The 19,183-nt window shown below is 66.0% G+C and carries 23 protein-coding genes; 17 read left to right on the forward strand and 6 right to left on the reverse strand.

All coding sequences use genetic code 11. The features are described from left to right. Positions 1-52: 52 nt before the first annotated feature. Genes ACNPP0_RS25770 through ACNPP0_RS25790 form a run of 5 tightly spaced genes read left to right on the forward strand, consistent with a single transcriptional unit; the run spans position 53 to position 5,288 of the window. Positions 53-970 (forward strand): ABC transporter permease, encoded by a 918-nt coding sequence (locus ACNPP0_RS25770; protein ID WP_046807225.1) that lies wholly within the window; start codon positions 53-55, stop codon positions 968-970. 1 nt (position 971) lies between these two features. Further along, a complete protein-coding gene (locus ACNPP0_RS25775; protein WP_104143825.1) occupies positions 972-1,889 on the forward strand; it encodes an ABC transporter permease in 918 nt (305 codons plus the stop codon). 2 nt (positions 1,890-1,891) lie between these two features. Continuing rightward, positions 1,892-2,881, forward strand: coding sequence for an ABC transporter ATP-binding protein (locus ACNPP0_RS25780; RefSeq protein ID WP_448707391.1), 990 nt, complete (start codon positions 1,892-1,894; stop codon positions 2,879-2,881). Further along, entirely contained in the window at positions 2,878-3,897 is a 1,020-nt protein-coding gene (locus ACNPP0_RS25785; RefSeq protein ID WP_448707392.1) for an ABC transporter ATP-binding protein, read from the forward strand. The genes ACNPP0_RS25780 and ACNPP0_RS25785 overlap by 4 nt, the downstream gene beginning before the upstream one ends. Continuing rightward, complete coding sequence (locus ACNPP0_RS25790; RefSeq protein ID WP_448707393.1) at positions 3,894-5,288, forward strand: M20 family metallopeptidase; 1,395 nt, start codon at positions 3,894-3,896, stop codon at positions 5,286-5,288. Before ACNPP0_RS25785 ends, ACNPP0_RS25790 begins: the two co-directional genes overlap by 4 nt. A gap of 137 nt (positions 5,289-5,425) precedes the next feature. On the opposite strand, the gene ACNPP0_RS25795 is transcribed toward ACNPP0_RS25790, so the two are convergent. After that, complete coding sequence (locus ACNPP0_RS25795; RefSeq protein WP_448707394.1) at positions 5,426-6,304, reverse strand: LysR family transcriptional regulator; 879 nt, start codon at positions 6,302-6,304, stop codon at positions 5,426-5,428. Between the two features lie 111 nt (positions 6,305-6,415). On the opposite strand from ACNPP0_RS25795, the gene ACNPP0_RS25800 reads away from it, so the two are divergent. Further along, a complete protein-coding gene (locus tag ACNPP0_RS25800; protein ID WP_448707395.1) occupies positions 6,416-6,811 on the forward strand; it encodes a hypothetical protein in 396 nt (131 codons plus the stop codon). 134 nt (positions 6,812-6,945) lie between these two features. After that, positions 6,946-7,932, forward strand: coding sequence for a tripartite tricarboxylate transporter substrate-binding protein (locus ACNPP0_RS25805; RefSeq protein WP_448707396.1), 987 nt, complete (start codon positions 6,946-6,948; stop codon positions 7,930-7,932). A gap of 48 nt (positions 7,933-7,980) precedes the next feature. On the opposite strand, the gene ACNPP0_RS25810 is transcribed toward ACNPP0_RS25805, so the two are convergent. Continuing rightward, on the reverse strand, positions 7,981-8,598 hold the full coding sequence (locus tag ACNPP0_RS25810; RefSeq protein ID WP_332607870.1) for a TetR/AcrR family transcriptional regulator: 618 nt from the start codon (positions 8,596-8,598) through the stop codon (positions 7,981-7,983). Between the two features lie 169 nt (positions 8,599-8,767). On the opposite strand from ACNPP0_RS25810, the gene ACNPP0_RS25815 reads away from it, so the two are divergent. Then, a complete protein-coding gene (locus ACNPP0_RS25815) occupies positions 8,768-9,376 on the forward strand; it encodes a hypothetical protein (RefSeq protein WP_448707397.1) in 609 nt (202 codons plus the stop codon). A 123-nt stretch (positions 9,377-9,499) separates the two neighbouring features. Beyond that, positions 9,500-10,483 carry a Bug family tripartite tricarboxylate transporter substrate binding protein gene (locus tag ACNPP0_RS25820; protein WP_448707398.1) on the forward strand — a complete coding sequence of 328 codons (984 nt, stop codon included), beginning with the start codon at positions 9,500-9,502 and terminating at the stop codon, positions 10,481-10,483. Between the two features lie 58 nt (positions 10,484-10,541). On the opposite strand, the gene ACNPP0_RS25825 is transcribed toward ACNPP0_RS25820, so the two are convergent. From ACNPP0_RS25825 to ACNPP0_RS25835, 3 genes are read right to left on the reverse strand one after another with little or no spacing between them, the layout of a single operon-like run. Beyond that, on the reverse strand, positions 10,542-11,009 hold the full coding sequence (locus ACNPP0_RS25825; RefSeq protein WP_448707399.1) for a hypothetical protein: 468 nt from the start codon (positions 11,007-11,009) through the stop codon (positions 10,542-10,544). Then, on the reverse strand, positions 10,999-11,505 hold the full coding sequence (locus tag ACNPP0_RS25830) for a 2-thiouracil desulfurase family protein (protein WP_332607866.1): 507 nt from the start codon (positions 11,503-11,505) through the stop codon (positions 10,999-11,001). The genes ACNPP0_RS25825 and ACNPP0_RS25830 overlap by 11 nt, the downstream gene beginning before the upstream one ends. Positions 11,506-11,541: 36 nt before the next feature. Next, positions 11,542-13,644, reverse strand: coding sequence for an NYN domain-containing protein (locus ACNPP0_RS25835; protein ID WP_448707400.1), 2,103 nt, complete (start codon positions 13,642-13,644; stop codon positions 11,542-11,544). Positions 13,645-13,932: 288 nt separating this feature from the next. Between ACNPP0_RS25835 and ACNPP0_RS25840 the strand changes: the two genes are divergently transcribed. From ACNPP0_RS25840 to ACNPP0_RS25860, 5 genes are all read left to right on the forward strand, one after another. After that, the gene (locus tag ACNPP0_RS25840) at positions 13,933-14,823 is read left to right on the forward strand and encodes a motility protein A (protein WP_448707401.1); all 891 of its coding nucleotides are present in this window, start codon (positions 13,933-13,935) and stop codon (positions 14,821-14,823) included. Continuing rightward, positions 14,820-15,806 carry an OmpA family protein gene (locus ACNPP0_RS25845; protein WP_448707402.1) on the forward strand — a complete coding sequence of 329 codons (987 nt, stop codon included), beginning with the start codon at positions 14,820-14,822 and terminating at the stop codon, positions 15,804-15,806. The genes ACNPP0_RS25840 and ACNPP0_RS25845 overlap by 4 nt, the downstream gene beginning before the upstream one ends. A 159-nt stretch (positions 15,807-15,965) precedes the next feature. Continuing rightward, complete coding sequence (locus ACNPP0_RS25850; protein ID WP_332607862.1) at positions 15,966-16,319, forward strand: YciI family protein; 354 nt, start codon at positions 15,966-15,968, stop codon at positions 16,317-16,319. 96 nt (positions 16,320-16,415) lie between these two features. Further along, positions 16,416-16,667: a FitA-like ribbon-helix-helix domain-containing protein gene (locus ACNPP0_RS25855; RefSeq protein WP_448707403.1), complete on the forward strand. Its 252-nt coding sequence runs from the start codon at positions 16,416-16,418 to the stop codon at positions 16,665-16,667. Then, on the forward strand, positions 16,664-17,083 hold the full coding sequence (locus tag ACNPP0_RS25860; RefSeq protein WP_448707404.1) for a type II toxin-antitoxin system VapC family toxin: 420 nt from the start codon (positions 16,664-16,666) through the stop codon (positions 17,081-17,083). The genes ACNPP0_RS25855 and ACNPP0_RS25860 overlap by 4 nt, the downstream gene beginning before the upstream one ends. A 2-nt stretch (positions 17,084-17,085) precedes the next feature. Here ACNPP0_RS25860 and ACNPP0_RS25865 read toward each other — a convergent pair whose 3' ends face one another. Next, entirely contained in the window at positions 17,086-17,238 is a 153-nt protein-coding gene (locus ACNPP0_RS25865) for a hypothetical protein (RefSeq protein ID WP_332607858.1), read from the reverse strand. A 189-nt stretch (positions 17,239-17,427) separates the two neighbouring features. Between ACNPP0_RS25865 and ACNPP0_RS25870 the strand changes: the two genes are divergently transcribed. The 3 genes from ACNPP0_RS25870 to ACNPP0_RS25880 form a co-directional block, all read left to right on the forward strand. Next, positions 17,428-17,838 (forward strand): YciI family protein, encoded by a 411-nt coding sequence (locus ACNPP0_RS25870; RefSeq protein ID WP_332607857.1) that lies wholly within the window; start codon positions 17,428-17,430, stop codon positions 17,836-17,838. A 41-nt stretch (positions 17,839-17,879) separates the two neighbouring features. Next, positions 17,880-18,332, forward strand: a complete 453-nt coding sequence (locus ACNPP0_RS25875; protein ID WP_448707405.1) for a VOC family protein — start codon at positions 17,880-17,882, stop codon at positions 18,330-18,332. Next, positions 18,329-19,183: RNA polymerase sigma factor (locus ACNPP0_RS25880; RefSeq protein WP_448707406.1), on the forward strand; the 855-nt coding region annotated here is incomplete at its 3' end. The genes ACNPP0_RS25875 and ACNPP0_RS25880, both read left to right, overlap by 4 nt.

Raw genomic sequence — 19,183 nt, forward strand, 5'->3', positions numbered from 1 at the left:
GCCGGGCGGGCGACATGCCCGTCCGGCGGGCTGAAACGTTAGAGGAAGTCCTATGCTTTATTTCACGATCAGGCGCCTGGGCCTGGCGGCGCTGGTGGCGCTGACCGTATCGATCCTGGCGTTCCTGCTGCTGCACCTGTCGGGCGACCCGGCGCTGGCGCTGGCCGGCGAAGGCGCGCGCCAGGCAGACATCGACATGATCCGCAAGACCTACGGGCTGGACCGACCGCTGGTGGTGCAATACGCCGATTGGCTGTGGCACATCATGCAAGGCGACTTCGGCACGTCGGTGTATTTCAAGACCGAGGCGGGGCCGCTGATCCTGTCCAAGCTAAAGACCACCTTGCTGCTGGGCATGGGCGCGCTGGGCTTTGCGCTGCTGGTGTCAATTCCGCTGGGCGTGCTGGCCGCCATCTACAAGGGCAGCGTGATTGATCGCGTGTGCCTGGCAATTGCCGTGCTGGGTCAGGCCCTGCCGAACTTTTTCTTTGCGCTGATCCTGATCATGCTGTTTTCGATATCGCTGCGCATCCTGCCGGTGTCGGGCAGCGGCACGTGGCAGCATTTCGTGATGCCCGCGATTGCGCTGGGCTATTACGTGGCGCCGGCTTTCATGCGCTTGATCCGCGCCGGCATGATCGAGGTGCTGGGCGCGGACTACATCCGCACCGCGCGCGCCAAGGGCCTGCCCGCGCGCAAGATCATCTTCAAGCACGCGCTGCGCAACGCCATCGTGCCGGTCGTGGCGCTGGCCGCCGTGCAGCTGGGCTACCTGCTGGGTGGCTCGGTCGTCATCGAAACCATCTTCGCGCTGGACGGCCTGGGCTATCTGGCCTACCAGAGCATTACGTACAAGGACTATCCGGTGATGCAGCTGATTGTGCTGCTGCTGTCCGTGCTGTACGTGCTGCTGACGCTTGCCGCCGATATCGCCAACGCGTGGCTTGATCCGCGCATCCGGGTGTCCTGACATGACCACGCCTATCCTTACCCCTTCCGTTCCCGGCGCACCCGCCCCCGCCGCGATGGAACTGTCCGCATCCACCTTGCGCTGGCGCCGGCTGCGCCGCAACAAGGCGCTGCTGGCCGGCGGCGGCATCCTGCTGATCATCGTGCTGATCGCGCTGCTGGCGCCGTGGATTTCCCCCCACGACCCCTACTTCCAGGACCTGGCCTACCGCACCGCGCCGCCCGTCTGGTACGCCAAGGGCACGTGGCTGCACCCACTGGGCACCGACCAGCTGGGCCGCGACTACATGTCCCGCCTGTTCTACGGCGCGCGCATTTCGCTGTTGATCGGCGTCAGCGTGGCGTTGATATCCGGAATCATCGGCACGGCCATGGGCATGGCCGCCGGTTACTTCGGCGGCAAGGTGGACATGGCCGTGTCGTTCCTGATCACGACCCGTTTGTCCATGCCCGTGATCCTGGTGGCGCTGGCCACCGTGGCCATCGTCGGCGGTTCGCTGTGGGTGGTGATCCTGGTGCTGGGCTTCTTGAAATGGGACCGCTACGCCGTGGTCATGCGCAGCGCCACGCAGCAGGTGCGGTCGCTGGAATACGTGGCGGCGGCGCAGGCGGCCGGCGCGTCCACGTGGCGCATTGTGTGGGGCGAAGTGCTGCCCAACGTGGTGCCGCAGCTGATCGTGATTGCCACGCTGGAAGCGGCCAGCGCCATCTTGCTGGAGGCCTCGCTGTCGTTCCTGGGCTTGGGCGTGCAGCCGCCGCTGCCGTCCTGGGGGCTGATGATTTCGGAAGCCAAGGCGTACATGTTCTTTTCGTTCTGGCTGATCGCCATTCCGGGTTCGGCGCTGGCGTTGTTGATCTTCGCGATCAACCTGGCCGGCGACGGGCTGCATCAACTGCTGACGCCTGAAGAGAGGGCCTGACCATGGCCGACAAAGAAATTGTGCTGGACGTGCAAGGGCTGACGGTCGACATCGCCACGCCGCGCGGGCCGCTGCACGCGGTGCGAGACGTATCGTTCCAGGTCAAGCGGGGTGAAACGCTGTGCCTGGTGGGCGAATCCGGCTGCGGCAAATCGATGACGTCGCTGGCCATCATGGGCTTGTTGCCCAAGGCCGCCAAGCGCACGACACGCCGCTTGGCGGTGCTGGGCGAAGACCTGTCCACCGCGCGCAGCCGCCGTATCAATGCGCTGCGCGGCAGCAAGATGGCGATGATTTTCCAGGAGCCGATGACGGCGCTGAACCCCGCCTACGCCATCGGCGAGCAGCTGACCGAACACTACATCCACCACCGCCATGCCAGCCGGCAACAGGCGCGCGACCGCGCGGTGGAACTGCTGGAAAAAGTGGGCATCGCATCGGCCGGACAACGGCTGACGCAATACCCGCACCAGCTGTCGGGCGGCCTGCGCCAACGCGTGATGATTGCCATGGCGCTGATGTGCGGTCCGGAACTGCTGATTGCGGACGAGCCCAGCACGGCGCTGGACGTCACCATCCAGGCGCAGATCCTGCGCTTGCTGGCGGACTTGCAGGCCGAGCTTGGCATCGCCATGGTGCTGATTACCCACGACCTGGGCGTGGTGGCGCGCATTGCGCAGCAGGTCGCGGTGATGTATGCGGGGCAGATCGTCGAGGAAGGTCCGGTCAAGGACATCTTCGCCACGCCGCGCCATCCTTATACAGAGGGCTTGCTGGGCTGTATCCCCGTGCCCGGCCGCACCCCGCCCGGCGAATCGCTGGGCACGATACCCGGCGTGGTGCCGTCATTGGTGGGCGACTTGCGCGGCTGCGCCTTTGCCGACCGTTGCCGCTACGTGCAGCCGCAATGCCGCGACACCGTGCCCGTGCACGGGCACCCGCCGCATCAGCAATGGCGCTGCATCCGCGTTGAAGAAGGAGTCCTGGCATGAGCGCGCTGTTGCAAGCCGAAGCCGTCAGCCGGCAATTTTCGATCCGTTCAGGCATGTTCCGGCCGCGCAGCACGCTGCACGCCGTCAATGGCGTGGACCTGGCCGTTGAACGTGGCGCGGTGCTGGGCATCGTGGGCGAATCGGGCTGCGGAAAATCCACACTGGCCCGCATGCTGCTGGGCCTGACGCCGCCCAGCGACGGCGCCATCAAGCTGGACGGGCAAGACATCCGCCAGATGGACCGCCGCGCGCTGGCGCGTCGGGTGCAGCCGATTTTCCAGGATCCGTATTCGTCCCTGAACCCGCGCCGATCCATTGCGTCCATCGTGTCGCTACCGCTGGAGGTGCATGGCATCGCCAACCCCAAGATGCACAAGGCCATCGAAATGCTGGAACGCGTGGGCCTGCCGCCCCGGCTGGCCCACAACACGCCGGGGCAGTTGTCAGGCGGCCAGCGGCAGCGGGTGGCGATTGCGCGCGCGCTGGTCATGAACCCGGAAATCGTCATCTGCGACGAGCCGACGTCGGCGCTGGACGTGTCCGTGCAAGCGCAGATCATGAACCTGCTGATGGACCTGCGGCGCGAATTCAACCTGACGTATGTGTTCATCAGCCATAACCTGGCGGTGGTCGAACACATCGCCACGCATGTGGCGGTGATGTATCTGGGCCGTGTCGTGGAATCGGCGCCCACGGCCAAGCTGTTTCACGACCCGCACCATCCCTATACGCAGGCCTTGCTGGCGTCGGTGCTGACGCCCGAACCGGGCTTGGGTATTCCGGACATGGGCTTGGGCCTGTCGTTCCCCGACCCCTTGCATCCGCCGCCCGGTTGCCCGTTTCACCCGCGTTGCCAACATGCCATGCCGCAATGCAAGGTGGAGCGGCCCGCGCTGACGCTGCGTGACGGGTCCGTGGTGGCTTGCCATCTGTATCCCATGGCGTCAGGTTCCCCTTCGGCGGCCCCTGCTGCCATTCCCTCTTCTCTTCCCCACCCCACCGGAGCCCGGCCATGACCCGTGAGCAAGCCATCGCCCAAGCGGAACAGTGTTTTGATTCCGGCGCCTTTCGCGCCCTGCTGGCGCGGCGCCTGGCGCTGCCCACCGAAAGCCAGAACCCCGAGCGCGCCGCCGTGCTGGCCGACTACCTGGAATCCGAGATCCGCCCGGCGTTCGAAGCGCTGGGATTCACCTGCCGCACCCTGACGCATCCCAAGGCGCTGGCGCCCTTCCTGTACGCCGAGCGCATTGAAGACGCCGCCCTGCCCACCGTGCTGGGCTATGGCCATGGAGACGTCATCCGTGGGCTGGAAAAGGAATGGAAGGACGGCTTGACCCCCTGGGCGCTGACCGAAGCCGAAGGCCGGTGGTATGGCCGTGGCATTGCCGACAACAAGGGGCAGCACACCATCAACATGGAAGCGCTGCGGCTGGTGTTGGAAGCGCGCGGCAAGCTGGGCTTCAACGCCAAGTACCTGATAGAAATGGGCGAAGAGACCGGGTCAATGGGCTTGCGGGAACTGTGCGCCGAACATCGCGACATGCTGGCGGCCGACTTGCTGATTGCCTCCGACGGCCCGCGTCTTGCCCCCCAGCGCCCCACCATCTTCCTGGGCGCGCGCGGCAGCCTGAACTTTGATTTGTCCATCGAGGCCCGGGCCGGCGGCCACCATTCCGGCAACTGGGGCGGGCTGATTTCCAACCCCGGCATTCAGCTGGCGCACGCCATCTCGACCATCGTGTCGCCCACCGGCCAGATCCGTATTCCGGAATGGGTGCCAACCGAATTGCCCGCCGCCGTGCGCCGCGCATTGGCCGACTGCCAGGTGGACGGCGGCGCGGACGGCCCCGAGATTGAACCGGACTGGGGCGAACCCGGCCTGTCACCCGCCGAACGCGTATTCGGCTGGTGCTCGTTTGAAGTGCTGGCCTACAAGACCGGCAACCCCGAAACGCCCGTCAACGCCATCCCGCCGCGCGCGTGGGCACGTTGCCAGCTGCGCTTTGTGGGCGGCGTGGACCCGGACGACCTGATCCCCGCGCTGCGCCGGCATCTGGATCGCCACGGCTTTTCGATGGTCAAGATTGCGCTAACGCGCGAATCGATGTTCCGCGCCACGCGCATCGACCCGGACGATGCCTGGGTGCAATGGGCGGTGGATTCGCTGGAACGCACGTCGGGCCAGAAGACCGCGCTGCTGCCCAACCTGGGCGGCTCATTGCCGAACGACATCTTCACGGATGTGCTGGGCCTGCGCACGATCTGGGTGCCGCATTCCTACCCCGGTTGCTCGCAGCACGCGCCTAACGAACACCTGCCACCCGAGCTGCTGCGCCAGGCGCTGGGTTTGATGACGGGCCTGTACTGGGACCTGGGCGCGGGCGACACGCCGCCGCTGTCGCGCTGAGGTTTTCCGAGACTGGGCGCGGGGCGGGCTTGGAGCGGCCTGGCATCGACGTGGCGGCGACGCCCGCCCCGTGGGACCGACGTGCGACCGACGTGCGACCGACGTGCAACCGACGTGGCAGCGGAGTGGGCCGTGCGTCATTTCCCCGTGCGCAAGAAATCAATGAAGCGCCGCACCTTGGCGCTGACGTGGCGGGTGTCGGGATAGACGGCGTGCACCGGCTGGCGCGGCAACGTGTACGACGGCATCACACGCCGCAACGTGCCACGCGCCAAGGGCTCTTCCAGCAGCCAATCCGGCAAGGCGGCCACGCCACAGCCGGCTTGGGCAAAGGCGAGCAGCGCCGACGCCGTGTCCGCATGCGCCACCGGCGCCACGCGCAGCGCGTGGTCACGCCCCTTGCTGTCCGTGAGCCGCCAGTGGTCGATGCGGCCCGGGCGATTGGCCAACCAGGGCAAGGCGGCCAACGCCTCGGGCGAGCGCGGCGCGCCATGTTCGGCCAACAGCGCCGGGCCGGCTACCAACAGCAGCTTGAATTCACCGATGCGCGTGGCGCGGTAGCTGGAGTCCGCCAGCGTACCCACGCGGATCGCCACATCCAGCCGTTCGCCGATCAGGTCGGCTTGCGTGGAGCTGGCCTGATAGCCCACCCGAAGCGCCGGGTGCAAGCGCGCGAATGCCGCCAGCGCGGGCACGACGACGCGGTTGCCATAATCCACCGACGCCGTTACCCGCAAGCTGCCCGATAAAGTCGCCTGGCCGGATCGCGCCTGATCGACGGCGGCGCCGGCGTCTTGCAACAGGCGCACGCAATCCGCATGAAAGCCCTCGCCCGCCTGCGTCAGCGCCAGCCGGCGCGTGCTGCGCGTCAAGAGCGCCACGCCCAATTCCTGTTCCAGCTGCTTGACGTTGAAACTGACGACGGCCTTGGTCGTGCCCAACGCATCGGCCGCCGCCGTGAACGAACCGGCATCGACCACGGCGACGAAGATCGACAAGCGATTCAGATTGATCATGGGCCGCTTCATTGTCAAAAAAACACGAACAGTATATCGGCCCACAGGCGGTGTTTCCGCGACATCGAAATTTCTAGAATGGCGTTCTTTGTTGATTACACGGCGTTATTCATGACCGACCTGTCTACCCCTAGCCTGCGCCTGGCGCTGGACGCCCATGGCCGCATCGAGCACTGGATCGGCCACGCCGATAGCCCCGAGGCCGTGTTGACCGCCCTGCTGGACGCCTTTGCGCCCGAGTTCACCATGATTACGGCAGACGGGCAGCGGCTGCCGCCCGGCGCCCTGCCGGCCTTGTTCGCCGGCCTGCGCGGCCTGCGCCCGGGCTTGAAGATCCAGATCGACGAGCTGGCCGTGCGCCACGCGGACGCCGGCTCGGCGCTGTTGACGTATCGCGAACGCCACGCCTGGAACGGCGGCGCCACGCAGCGGCGCGCCAGCGCGCTGTTCATGGCGGGCGCCGATGGGCAACCGCAATGGGCGCACCTGCACGAGACCTGGGCCTGACGGTCGGGCTATATCCCCGACAGCTATAAACAAGCGGCAAATAAATCGTTGGCGGGCGCCACGCGATTCTTTAGAGTCCAACGCCTTCGCCCGCCTCAATACGGGGCGCGTGCCTATCCCAACGAGCCGCTGTCATGCCTACCCGATTCCAAGCCGTACGCCGCAACACCTTCACTACCTTGGCCCTGACGCTGACCCTGGCGCTGGCCGGCGCCGGCGCTGCCCACGCCGAACAACGCGTCGTCCGCATCGTCGTGCCCTACGGCACGGGCGCCGTGCAAGACACCATTGCACGCGCCATCGGCGACGAACTGGGCCAGGCGCTGGGCGCGTCCATCGTGGTGGAAAACCGCGCGGGCGCCGGCGGCACGGTGGGCACCTCGCAGGTGGCGCGCGCCACCCCCGACGGCAACACCTTGGTGCTGGCCGCCGCCAGCCACAACATTGCCGGCTACCTGTACAAGAACCTGAGCTACGACCCCTACAAGGACTTCACCGGCGTCGCCTACCTGGGCAACACGGGGTACATCATCCTGGCGTCCTCCAGCCTGAACGCGAAGACCACGGCCGACTTCATCCAGGCCATCAAGGCCAAACCCGGCGCGTATGACTATGCCTCGGCCGGCAACGGCAGCGCGTCGCACCTGGGCATGGCGTCTTTCCTGGCTGCCTCGGGCGCGCAGATGCAGCACATCCCCATGAAGTCCACGGGCGACGCCGTGACCGAACTGCTGGCCGGCCGCGTCCAGGCCGTCACCGCCGCCACCATCGGCGTGACCGCCTATCGCAACGACCCCCGCGTGACCTTCCTGGCCTACACGGGCAAGACCCGCTCGCGCTTCGCGCCGGACCTGCCCACCGTCGCCGAAAGCGGCCTGCCCGGCTACGCCTTCGATTCCTGGCTGGGCCTGCTGGCGCCCGCCGGCTTGCCCGCCGCCGAACGCGACAAGATCAACGCGGCCGTGAACAAGGTGCTGGCGGACCCGAAGGTGCAGGCGCGCCTGGCCTCGTTGGGCGTGGAGGCCGAAGCCAAGACCCCGGCGCAGTTTCAGGATCTGCTGAAAGCGGATTGGGAAGCGGCGGGCAAGTTGGTGGCGGCCTCGGGAGCCCGCGTGGAATGACCGCGAGCGCGGGGCGGACGAAAACGGGGGCCAAAAAAAAAGCCTCCGTCAGGAGGCTCGTCGATGGGGACGGATGCCGTCAAGCAACAGCCGGGTGATGAATTCCGCTATTGCGTGCTGCTGGGGCGCATCCGGCGTCTGGCGTGTGAAACGTTCGATGATGCCCATCAGCGACTGCGCCAGCCAGTCGGGGGATATCTCCGGGCGGAACAGCCCGGCTTGCTGTTCTGCGCGGACGTTGTCGGCAATCATCGTTACCAGTTCATCCTTGAGCGCCTCCGCTTCGGCCACCTGAAAAAAGCCGATGCGCGTCAGGTTGGGGTCTTCCTGCAAGATGCCCAGCAGCCGCAGCACGCCGCCCTGGATGCGCTCTGCCAATTCCGCGCCTTCTAGGCCCGCCGGCAAGCGCGCTTCGGTAATCGCCTGGCGCAAGCGCTGCGCGAACATGCCGACCAATTCGTCGTAGGCCGCCTGCTTGCTGGAAAAGTATTGGTAGAACACCGGCTGCGTCACGCTGGCGCGAGCCACGATGTCGCTGATACGCGTGTGCTGGAATCCGCGCTCCGCGAACTCCGCCGCGGCAACTTCCAGTAGCTGTAGGCGGGTGCGTTCGCCTTTGGTAAGACGCTTGTCTTGCGGTGCAGAAAGGGGTCGTGCCGTCATCATCGCGAGAAAGTACACCGCTTCCCCGCTTTTCGCCACTGAATCGTTTTGAAGTCAGTTGAAATCCCCGTAGCTTTTGCAACAACTTTTGATGCCCGCGCAGCAGTAAAGTAGCGCTATCGCCGTGCGCATATTGACCGTAATCCCGCGCGCGGCGGACAGGAGCAAGATCATGAAACGGTTTACAGGCCGGACGCTTGTCGCAGCATTGGCGCTTGCCGTGGCAAGCGCGCCCGTGATGGCGGGCGGACGCGGCGGTGGCTGGGGCGGCGGCGGTGGTGGTTACCACGGCGGTTACTACGGCGGTAATAATTACCACCACCATGGCGGTGGCGGCAGCAGTTCGGCCGGATGGTGGGTCGGCGGCGCGTTCGCGCTGGCCGCGGTGGGCCTGCTGCTGGCGGCCGATTCCGGCCCCACCTACGCACAAACCAGCGTCTACGCATCGCCCGGCGTGGCCTACACCAGCCCGGTGTACGCCGCGCCCGTCTACACGGCGCCGCCGGTGTATTCCGCGCCGCTGACGTCCGCCCCCTTGTATGCCGAACCCCCCGTTGCCTACGCGCAACCCGAGCCGCAATACAAGCCCGTGGAGTACGCAGCCGCGCCCAAGGTCAGCTCGGCGCAGGCCACTGCCACGGCCGAATGCCAGCGCTGGGCCATGAACCAAAGCGGGTACGACCCGGCGACCATCACGCAATGGACCACGCAAGTCATGGTGGACACCTACAACCATTCGCTGGATTCCTGCATGAGCAGCCGGGGCTACCGCGCCAACTGAAGCCCCTTTCCGGGTAATCCCGATTGTCCCCGCGCGCCGGCCTGCACACACTGCATGCCGGCGCGTTGCTTTACAGCGCCGTCGACATCCGCGGCGACCCAGCCGCGACACCAAGGGGAAGCCATGTTGAATTTCAAGCGGCTTGCGGGGCTTTGCGCATTCAGCGCGGCCTGCGCCGTCTCATCCACCGCCCTGGCCCAGGCCCAGGCCGACACCAAGTCACAGGCGCTGACCATCGTCGTGCCTTACGGCGCAGGCGGCATCGTGGACAACACCGCACGCGCGTTTGCCCAAAAGCTGGCCACGGAATTGGGGCGGCCGGTGGTCGTTGAAAACCGGGGCGGCGCGGGAGGCATGATCGGCATGAACACCGTGGCGCGCGCCCACGACGAGAACACGCTGGGCTTTACCGCCGTCAGCCCGGTAACGCTGTCGCCGCACGTGATGAAGACACTGTATGACCCGTTGAAGGACCTGGCGCCGGTGGCCGCCGTGATGTATTCGCCGGTGTATCTGGTGGGCGGCCCGAAATTCACGGGCAAGAATTTCAAGGACATGGTGGACCAGGCCAAGACGGACCCGGACGGCCTGTCGCTGGCGACGGCGGGTGTGGGGTCGCTGGGGCATTTGATGCTGGAACAGATCAACGGGCAGGCCAAGGTGCGCATCACGCACGTGCCCTACAAGGGCATGGCGCAGATGGTGCCCGATGCGCTGGGCGGGCAGTTCACGCTGATGCTGGTCAACGCGTCGGCCCCGGTCAATACGCTGATCCAGGAAGGCAAGCTGAAGCTTTTGGCCGTAGGGTCGCCGAAGCGGCTGCCGGGCTGGCCCGATACGCCAACCTTTGCCGAGCTGGGCTACCCGATGGCGAACATGACGTCCACCTTCGGCTTTTTCGCGCCCGCGTCCACCAGCGCGGCGTTTCGGCAGCGCATGAACGCGGTGATCAACAAGGTGGCGGCCATGCCCGACATCAGCAAGCCGCTGACGGATGCGCTGAACATCATGTCGCCGGGCAGCGTGGAGCAATTCGCATCACAGGTGCAACGCGAATACGTGGACAACGGCAAGATCGTGAAAGCGGCGAACATCCGCACGGAATAAACGGGGATGAACGCGGAAAAAGCGCGGACACAGCGTGGAATTAGGGGAGACGGCTTGTTCAGCGCCGCCAACCGCGCCAGGTGAAGACCCCGCCGGCGGCCAGCAGCAAGGTCGCCGGCAGTATCCAGACAAAGCCGGACGACGTGTAGACCACCTGATCGACGGGGTCGTAGTAGCGGCCCAGTTCGTTGAAGTCCCACTTCGCGTAGAACGCGTACCAGGCGTAAAAGAAGAACGCCGACAGGCTCAGGCACAGCACGGCGGCAATACGCGGCAGCGGACGTGACGAACGTGAAGAACGTGAAGAACGCGAGGAGCGCGACGGACTCGACGAACCCGACAAATTCGACGAATTCGACCGCCGCGACCAGCGTCCGGCGGCGGATTGCGTTGCGCTGGAATCGCTGCCGTCTTGCGTTCCGAGCCGTCTGCGGGATGCGCTGGCCGCCGATGCCGCCATCAACGCCATCACCACCACCAACGCCAGCCCCCCCAGCAGCACCAGAATGCCAACGCTAGCCCACATCCTGGGCCTCCAGCTGTGCCAACCACGCCTGGGCCTCGTCCCATTGCTTTTCGCTGAAAACGCGCACACCGGCGCGCCTCAGCAATTCCGCCGTCACGCCCACACCGGGTTGGCGCTTGCCTGCGAAATGGCCGTCGTAGACGTAGCCGCTGCCGCAGGACGGGCTGCCTTCTTTCAGGACGGCAAGGCGGATGCCATGCTGCCCGGCAAGCGCCAGCGCGGCATGGCCTCCCTGCACAAAAGGCACCGTGACATCCTGCCCCGTTACCGCGATGACGCGTGCGCCGCTGGCCAACACGTCGGCCGCGCGCTTGCCGGGTTCGATCTCGGCCGGCGGGCGCGGCACGGGCATGCCGCCCGCCACTTCCGGGCAGACGGGCACGACCCGGCCTTCGTCGCGCCAGCGCGCCAGCACTGCGTCACCGTGGGGCACCCCGCGCCCGTCGTAGCGCACGGGGTTGCCCAACAGGCACGAACTGATCAGCACATATTGCATGGGCAAGACCGAAGCTGACGATGACACCCTGACGGATCAGGACGCCGAGTCGTCCGACTTGCGCGTGCGGCGCGTACGGCTGGCCGACTTGGCGGGCGCGGCGTCGGCGTCGGCCGGGGCCGCGTTATCGGCGGACTGTGCCGCCCGCTTGCCGGCGGTTTTGGTCGCCGTTTTTGCCGCGGTTTTGGAGGCCGACTTCGTTGCGGTCTTGGCTGCGGTTTTGGTCGCGGTCTTGGTTGCGGTTTTGGTTGCGGTCTTGGCTGCGGTCTTGGCTGCGGTCTTGGACGGCGTCTTCGTGGCCGACTTGGCGGCAGGCTGGGCTTGCGGCCGCGGCGATTCCGACGCGGGCGCGGCCGGTTCGGAGGCACGGCGCAGCACGGCGCCCTCGAACGGGTCGGTGACCTTGGCCGGCGCCTTGTTGGCCGGTTCGCGGCGCGCTTCGGCGGGCGCTTCAACAAACGTCCACTCGGCAATGTTCACGGCCGGCAGCGGTTGGCGTGCTTGCGGCAACGGCGTGGGCATGGGCGGCAGGCGCGAGGGCTGCACAGGCTTGGACGCCTGGGCACGAGCCAGCGCGTCGGCGCGCATGGCATCGACCTTGGCGGCTTCACGAGCGGCGGCTTGCGCGGCTTGCTCGGCGGCGGCGGCAGTCGCGGCGGTAGCAGCCGTTGCGGCGGCAGCTGCCGCGGCGGCCTCGGCGGCCTTGGCAGTATTGGCCTGGACGTCGTCCGATGGATTCCCAGGCAGCGAATCGCCCGCCGCCGACTCATCGGCCAGGGCGTTCACGGGCGCGCCGTGACGGGCGCGATCGCGCCCACGGTCTCGGCCGCGATCACGTCCGCGATCTCGGCCGCCTTCGCGTCCACCGCGTCCCCGGTCGCGCTCGCCCTGGCGTTCAACGTCGCGATCCCCTTCGCGCGCGGCAACGGGGGCTTGCTCGGTAGTGGGCGCATCATCCTGCGCGGACTCACCCGTCAGCGGCGAAGCCTGGGGCGCGGCAAACGTTTCGTCGGCGTCGGCGGCAACGGGCGAGGCCGCATCCGCGTCAAACGAAGCAGCCTCGTCCTGCGCCAGCGTCTCGCCGCCGGCGTCGTTGGCGCCCTGCTCGGCCGCATAGCCGTTGGCCCGACCCGAGCGGCGGCCGCCGCGCGATTTGCGGGAAGAGCGTGATTGGGATTGGGATTCTTCCTGCGCCGCGTCGCCCTGCGCGTCGTCGGCTTCCGCCACAGCGGCCTGGCGCGACGGCGCGTTGCGCGCGCCGTTGCCATTTGCGGCGCGGCTCATGGGCAAGGACGGCGCGGCGTCGATGCTGTCGCGGTACACGTACGTGCCCGACTTTTCTTCGCGGCCCACGTCCAGCAAGCCGCGCGATTGCGCTTCATCCAGCAGGTTGCCGAAGGCGCGAAAGCCGTAGTAGGACTCGTTGAAATCCGGCTTGCGGCGCTTCAGCGCATCTTTCAGCGCCGATGCCCAGATCTTGCCGCTGTCGCCGCGTTCGGCCATCAGGGCTTCGAAGGTCTCGACGACCATGTCGACGGCCTGGGTCTTGCGGGCTTCCAGCTCTTCCTTGCGGCGGATTTCTTCGTCAGGCGTGCGGCGCTGAGCGGTGCCGGCCCCCGCGCCACCACGATTGTCGCGGCGGGCATCGGCCGTGCGCTGGCCTTCGCGCGCCAGGTCGTCATAGAAAATGAATTCGTCGCAGTTGGCGATCAACAGGTCCGACGTGGACTGCTTGACCCCAACGCCGATCACCTTCTTGTTGTTCTCGCGCAGCTTGGACACCAGCGGCGAAAAGTCGGAATCGCCGCTGATGATCACGAAGGTGTTGACGTGCGACTTGGTGTAGCAGAAGTCCAGCGCGTCCACGACCAGCCGGATGTCGGCCGAGTTCTTGCCCGATTGGCGCACGTGCGGAATTTCGATCAGCTCGAAGTTCGCCTCGTGCATGGGGGCTTTGAATTCCTTGTAGCGTTCCCAGTCGCAATAGGCCTTTTTGACCACGATGCTGCCCTTGAGCAGCAGCCGTTCCAGCACAGGCCGGATGTCGAATTTCTGGTATTTGGTGTCCCGCACACCCAGCGCCACGTTCTCGAAGTCGCAGAAAAGCGCCATGCTGACGTTTTCGTTGGGGGTAGTCATTTTCTTCTCCAAAGCCGCGGCGGCCACGTGCTTCGGGCCGCCAGATAGCGCTCATGATATACATATCCGGCTTCACCCCCCCGCCTTGGCGCAATTTTCCCCACGCGCCGCCTCGACCCGGCCCTATTTCCAACGCGGCCGTTCGGGTTCCTGACAGCATCCCTTAAGCCGGCGCTTACCGGCCCTTTCCCCCCGCTTTCCGGTGGATTGACTCGGCCGCGCGCTGGCTAGAATTCCCGACAATCCGGCATTCCGGCTCGGCGTGCCAATCCCTTCGGGCAAGATCCAATGAATCCGTCTACCGTCATCGGCGCCGCCGTCGGCCTGCTTACCCTTGTCATCGTCGTGGCGCTGTCCGCCACCGACGCCAGCATGTACCTGAACCTGCCCGGCCTGGCCATCGTGCTGGGCGGCACCGCCGCGGCCCTGTTCATCGCCTATCCGCTGCCGGAAGTGCTGCGCATCTTCAAGCTGGTGCGCACGGTGTTCCGTAATGACCAGCACGACCAGCAACGCGACATCGAAGAGCTGGTGTCGATGGCGCAACTGTGGATGAACACGGACGTGCACAAGGTCGAACAGGAACTGAAGAAGGTGTCGAACCCATTCCTGCGTACGGGCGTGCAGCTGATCATCGACAACACCCCCGAAGACCAGATCATTGAAGTACTGCAATGGCGCGTCGCGCGCTTGCGTGCCCGCGAACAGGCCGAAGCGCAGATGTTCCGTGTCATGGCCACGTTTGCGCCCGCCTTCGGCATGCTCGGCACGCTGGTCGCGCTGATCAACCTGATGGCCGTGCTGGGCGACGGCAGCATGACGATGATCGGCCAGCATCTGGCCGTGGGCCTGATGACCACGTTCTACGGCATCTTGCTGGCCAACCTGATCTGCAAGCCGATCGCGCTGAAGCTGGAACGCCGCACCGCCCGCCGCGTGGAATCCATGAACATGGTGCTGCAAGGCATTTCGATGATGTGTGAGAAGCGCGGCCCGGCCATGGTGCGCGAAACGCTCAATTCGTTCGTGCTGCACGTTGAAGACGAAATCTATGACGGCGGCCAGGGCGCGGCCAAGGCCAAGCCCAAGACGGAAGGCCAGGTCAAGCCGGTCCAAGCGTCCAGCCAGGCCGCCGCCCAGCCCGTGTCCATCACCCGTCCGGCCGCCGTGCGTCAATGAGCCTGATTTCACCTTCCCTGGCGCAGCGGATCGAACAGGCCCGCCAGGCCCAACTGCGCGCTCAGAAAGCGGCGGACAACAGTGGCTGGCGCCCCAGCAAAAGCGACCGCAAGGACCGCTACCAGCGCTGGCATGTGGACGAAACGCCCGAGCAGGACGCCGAGAACTGGCTGCTGAGCTATTTGGACCTGATCACCCTGCTGCTGGCGATGCTGGTGGTGATGCTGGCCGTCTCGCGCCTGCATGGCCAGGCAACGGAAGCATCGGGCAAGCCGATTGAATTGGTGGGCACGCTGGCCACGGCCGGGCTGCCCAAGTACGACGGCGAATACGCCGAGTTCGACGCCGTCGCCATTCCGGCCAGCTGGGCCGAGCCGCCCCCGCCGGCCGCCACGGCCGACGCCGCTCCCGCCGAGGACGGCGAGAAAGTAGCCGATGCCGCGCCGCCGCTTAAGGCGCCGTCCAAGGAGTCCTTGGGCCTGGGCGACCTGGCCAAGTCGGTGGATGTGATCATCAACGAGCAGTCGGTCAGCTTCCGCATCAGCAATGAACTGCTGTTCCCGTCCGGCCAGGCCACGCTGAGCCCGTCCGGACTGGACGTGATCAAGCGCCTGGCCACCATCCTGAACAAGAACGCGTACCAGGTGTCGGTGGAAGGCCATAGCGACCCGGTGCCGATCCAGACGCGCCAGTTCGCGTCGAACTGGGAACTGTCCAGCAGCCGCGCCACCAGCGTGCTGCGCGAATTGGTGCGCGACGGCGTGGCCGCCGACCGCCTGCGCGCGGTGGGCTATGCCGAAACGCGCCCCATCGAATCGAACGACACGCCGGCCGGCCGCGCCGCCAACCGCCGCGTCGAGCTGATCATGGACATTGCGCCGAAGCCGGCCGCGCCGAAGCTGGCCGCGCCGAAGCCGGACGCGCCGAAGCTGGCCGCGCCGAAGCCGGCCGCCACGGTGGACGCCTCGGCGGCGCGATCCTGAGCGTGTCTTGTCAAAGAAAAACCGGCCCAGGCCGGTTTTTTTATGTCGCTGTTTTCCCGGCGCATAGGCTGACAAAAGTCTCACGCCTGGGGTGGCGTAGCGACGCGCGGCGGCGTTAAGCTCGCCCCATCGGCCTGTCGGCCAGAACCTGGAAAAACCATGTCCTACATGTTGCTGATCGTCGAACCCGTGGGCCAACGCGCCCAGCGCACGCCCGACGAAGGCCGCCAGGCCTACGCGCAAATGGTGCGCTACGCCGAAGACCTGAAAGGCCGGGGCCTGCTGGTCAGCGCCGAATCGCTGAAGTCGGAATCCGAAAGCGTCCGGCTACAGGTCCGCAATGGCGAGCGTTCCTTGATGGACGGCCCGTTTGCCGAAGCCAAGGAAATGATCGGCGGCTTCTTCCTGTTGGCGGTCGACACCCGCGAAGAAGCGCTGGCGCTGGCAGCCGAGTGCCCGGCGGCTGAATGGGCCACGGTTGAAGTGCGGGAGCTTGGGCCGTGTTTCATGTGAACGCGCAGTGTCGTCATTGCGGCACTCCCCACATTTGCACGAATGACTGCACTTTCATAAACTGCATGCATCGAATGCATTTGGACGTATCGCATCATGGCTATGTTGACTGTCAGGAACATCTCCGACGAAGTGCACCGCGCGCTGCGCGTGCGGGCCGCCCAGCACGGCCGCAGCACGGAAGCCGAGGTGCGCGCCATTCTCGAAGATGCCGTCAAGCCCGAAGGCCGGGTCAAGCTGGGCTCACTGCTGGCGCGTATCGGCAGCCAGGCCAAACTGACCGACCAGGAAGCCGCCCTGTTCGACCAGCGCGACAAAACGCCCGCCACGCCGCAGGGGTTTGAATGATTCTTCTGGATACCAACGTCATCTCCGAGCCGCTGCGCCAGGCGCCGTCGGATGCCGTGATTGCATGGATCGACAGGCAGCCGCTGGAAACCCTGTTTCTATCGGCGGTCACGGTTGCCGAATTGCGCTTTGGCGTGGCCTGCATGCCTGCCGGCAAGCGCCGCAGCGTCTTGCAAGACAGTCTGGAACAACAGGTGCTGGCGTTATTTGCCGGGCGCGTGCTGTCATTCGACAGCGCCGCAAGCCAGCAGTACGCCGCACTGATGGCGCGCGCGGGGGCCTCGGGTCAGGCAATCGCCGCGCCGGATGGATACATCGCCGCCACCGCCGCCGCCCACGGCATGAGCGTCGCCACGCGCGACGTGGCGCCTTTTGCGGCGGCAGGCGTTTCAGTCATCGATCCCTGGCAGTCGTAGCGTCAGCAATTGCCTTTCTTGGCTTGGCCCGGCGGACAGAAGCCGCCACGGCCGCCGCCGTCATGCGGATCGACCACCACGGAGCCACTGGGGGTGTAAACGGCACAGCCGGACAGCAGCGAAACCAGCAAGGCAAAACTACAGAGCATCTTCATGTCGATATACAAGGCTAGGGTTTGAAACGCTGCGAGTGTATGGGGCACGCCTGCAACCAGGGCTGCACCTTGGTAACAAGCTGTTGGCCTTGGTAGTTACCCGAATATTGGCAATTTGATGTCAAGGGATGTCGATTTGAAGGAATGCCGATCGTCGTCCTGATACGCACCCCATCAAGGAGATTCCTCATGCGTTTCATGATCCTCGTCCGCGCCACGCCCGACAGCGAAGCGGGCATGATGCCCGACGAAAGCCTGCTGGCATCGATGCTGGCTTACCACGAAGCCCTGGCCAAGGCCGGCGTGCTGCTCGATGCCAACGGCCTGCACCCCACGTCCAAAGGTTGGCGCGTACAGTACTCGGACGGCCAGCGCCAGGTCATCGACGGGCCGTTTGCCGAGACCAAGGAACTGATTGCCGGCTACACCCTGATTCAAGTGCGCTCGCGCGAGGAAGCGATGCAATGGGCAATGCGCTTTCCGCAGCCCTTCCCCGGCCAGCGCTGCGAGATTGAAGTGCGCCAACTTTTTGAGCTGGATGAATTCGAACCCAGTAAGGAAGTCGAGCGCTTTCGTGACCTGACCGCCCCCGCCCGCTGAACCCGCCTTTGATCCCACCGCCCCTTCCCCGGAGACTCCCCATGCACAAGAAAATTTTCGTCAACCTTGCCATTGGCGACATGCAGAAATCGCAAGCCTTTTTCAAGCAGCTGGGCTTCACTTTCAACCCGCAGTTCACCAACGACCAGGGCGCCTGCATGGTCATCAGCGACGACATCTACGCCATGTTGCTGACGCGCGATTTCTTCAAGGGCTTCACCAGCAAACCGCTGGTGGACGCCACCAAGGCCACCGAAGTGTTGCTCTGCCTGTCGTGCGAAAGCCGTGCCGAAGTTAACGACGTGGTGGCCCGCGCCGTAGCTGCCGGCGGCACCGCGCCGCGCGAACCGCAGGACCACGGCTTCATGTATGCGCATGGGTTCGAGGACCTGGACGGCCATATCTGGGAACTGGTTTACATGGAGCCCGGCCAGGTCGAGCCATCCGGCCAAACCGGCCAAACCGACAAAACCGACAAAACCGGACAGGCATGACACAAGCGGCCACGCATCGCGCTATCGAGGCGGTCTGGCGGATCGAGGCCGCCAGCGTCATCGCCGGCGTCGCGCGGCTGGTGCGCGACGTCGGGTTGGCCGAAGAACTGGCGCAGGATGCGCTGGTGGCCGCCCTGGAACGCTGGCCCGACACCGGCGTACCGGACAACCCGGGAGCGTGGCTGATGACTACCGCAAAAAACCGCGCCCGCGACCGCTTGCGGCTGGACGCGCTGCATACCCGCAAGCACGAGCAGATTGGCCACGAGCTTGAAGCCTTGCAGGCAGACGTAGAGCCCGACTTTGTCGACGCGCTGGACGCCGCGCGCCAGGACGATATCGGCGACGACCTGCTGCGCCTGCTGTTCACCGCCTGCCATCCGGTGCTGTCCACCGACGCGCGGGTGGCGCTGACGTTGAGGCTGCTGGGCGGGCTGTCCACCGCCGAGATCGCCCGGGCGTTCCTGGCGTCGGAATCCACCATTGCGCAGCGCATCGTCCGAGCCAAGCGCAACCTGACGGCGGCCAACGTGCCGTTTGAAGTCCCCAGGGCCGAAGAGCGCGGCGCGCGGCTGGCGTCCGTGCTGGAAGTCATATACCTGATCTTCAACGAAGGCTATTCGGCCACCTCCGGCGACCACTGGACGCGCCCGGCGCTGTGCGATGAGGCACTGCGACTGGGCCGCATCCTGGCCGAACTGACCCCGAACGACGCCGAGGTGCACGGGCTGGCGGCGCTGATGGAACTGCAAGCCTCGCGACTGCACGCGCGCACGGATGCCCAGGGCCGGCCCGTCCTGCTGATGGACCAGGACCGCGCCCGCTGGGACCCCTTGCTGATCCGGCGCGGG

The organism is Achromobacter semiaridum (assembly GCF_053543755.1).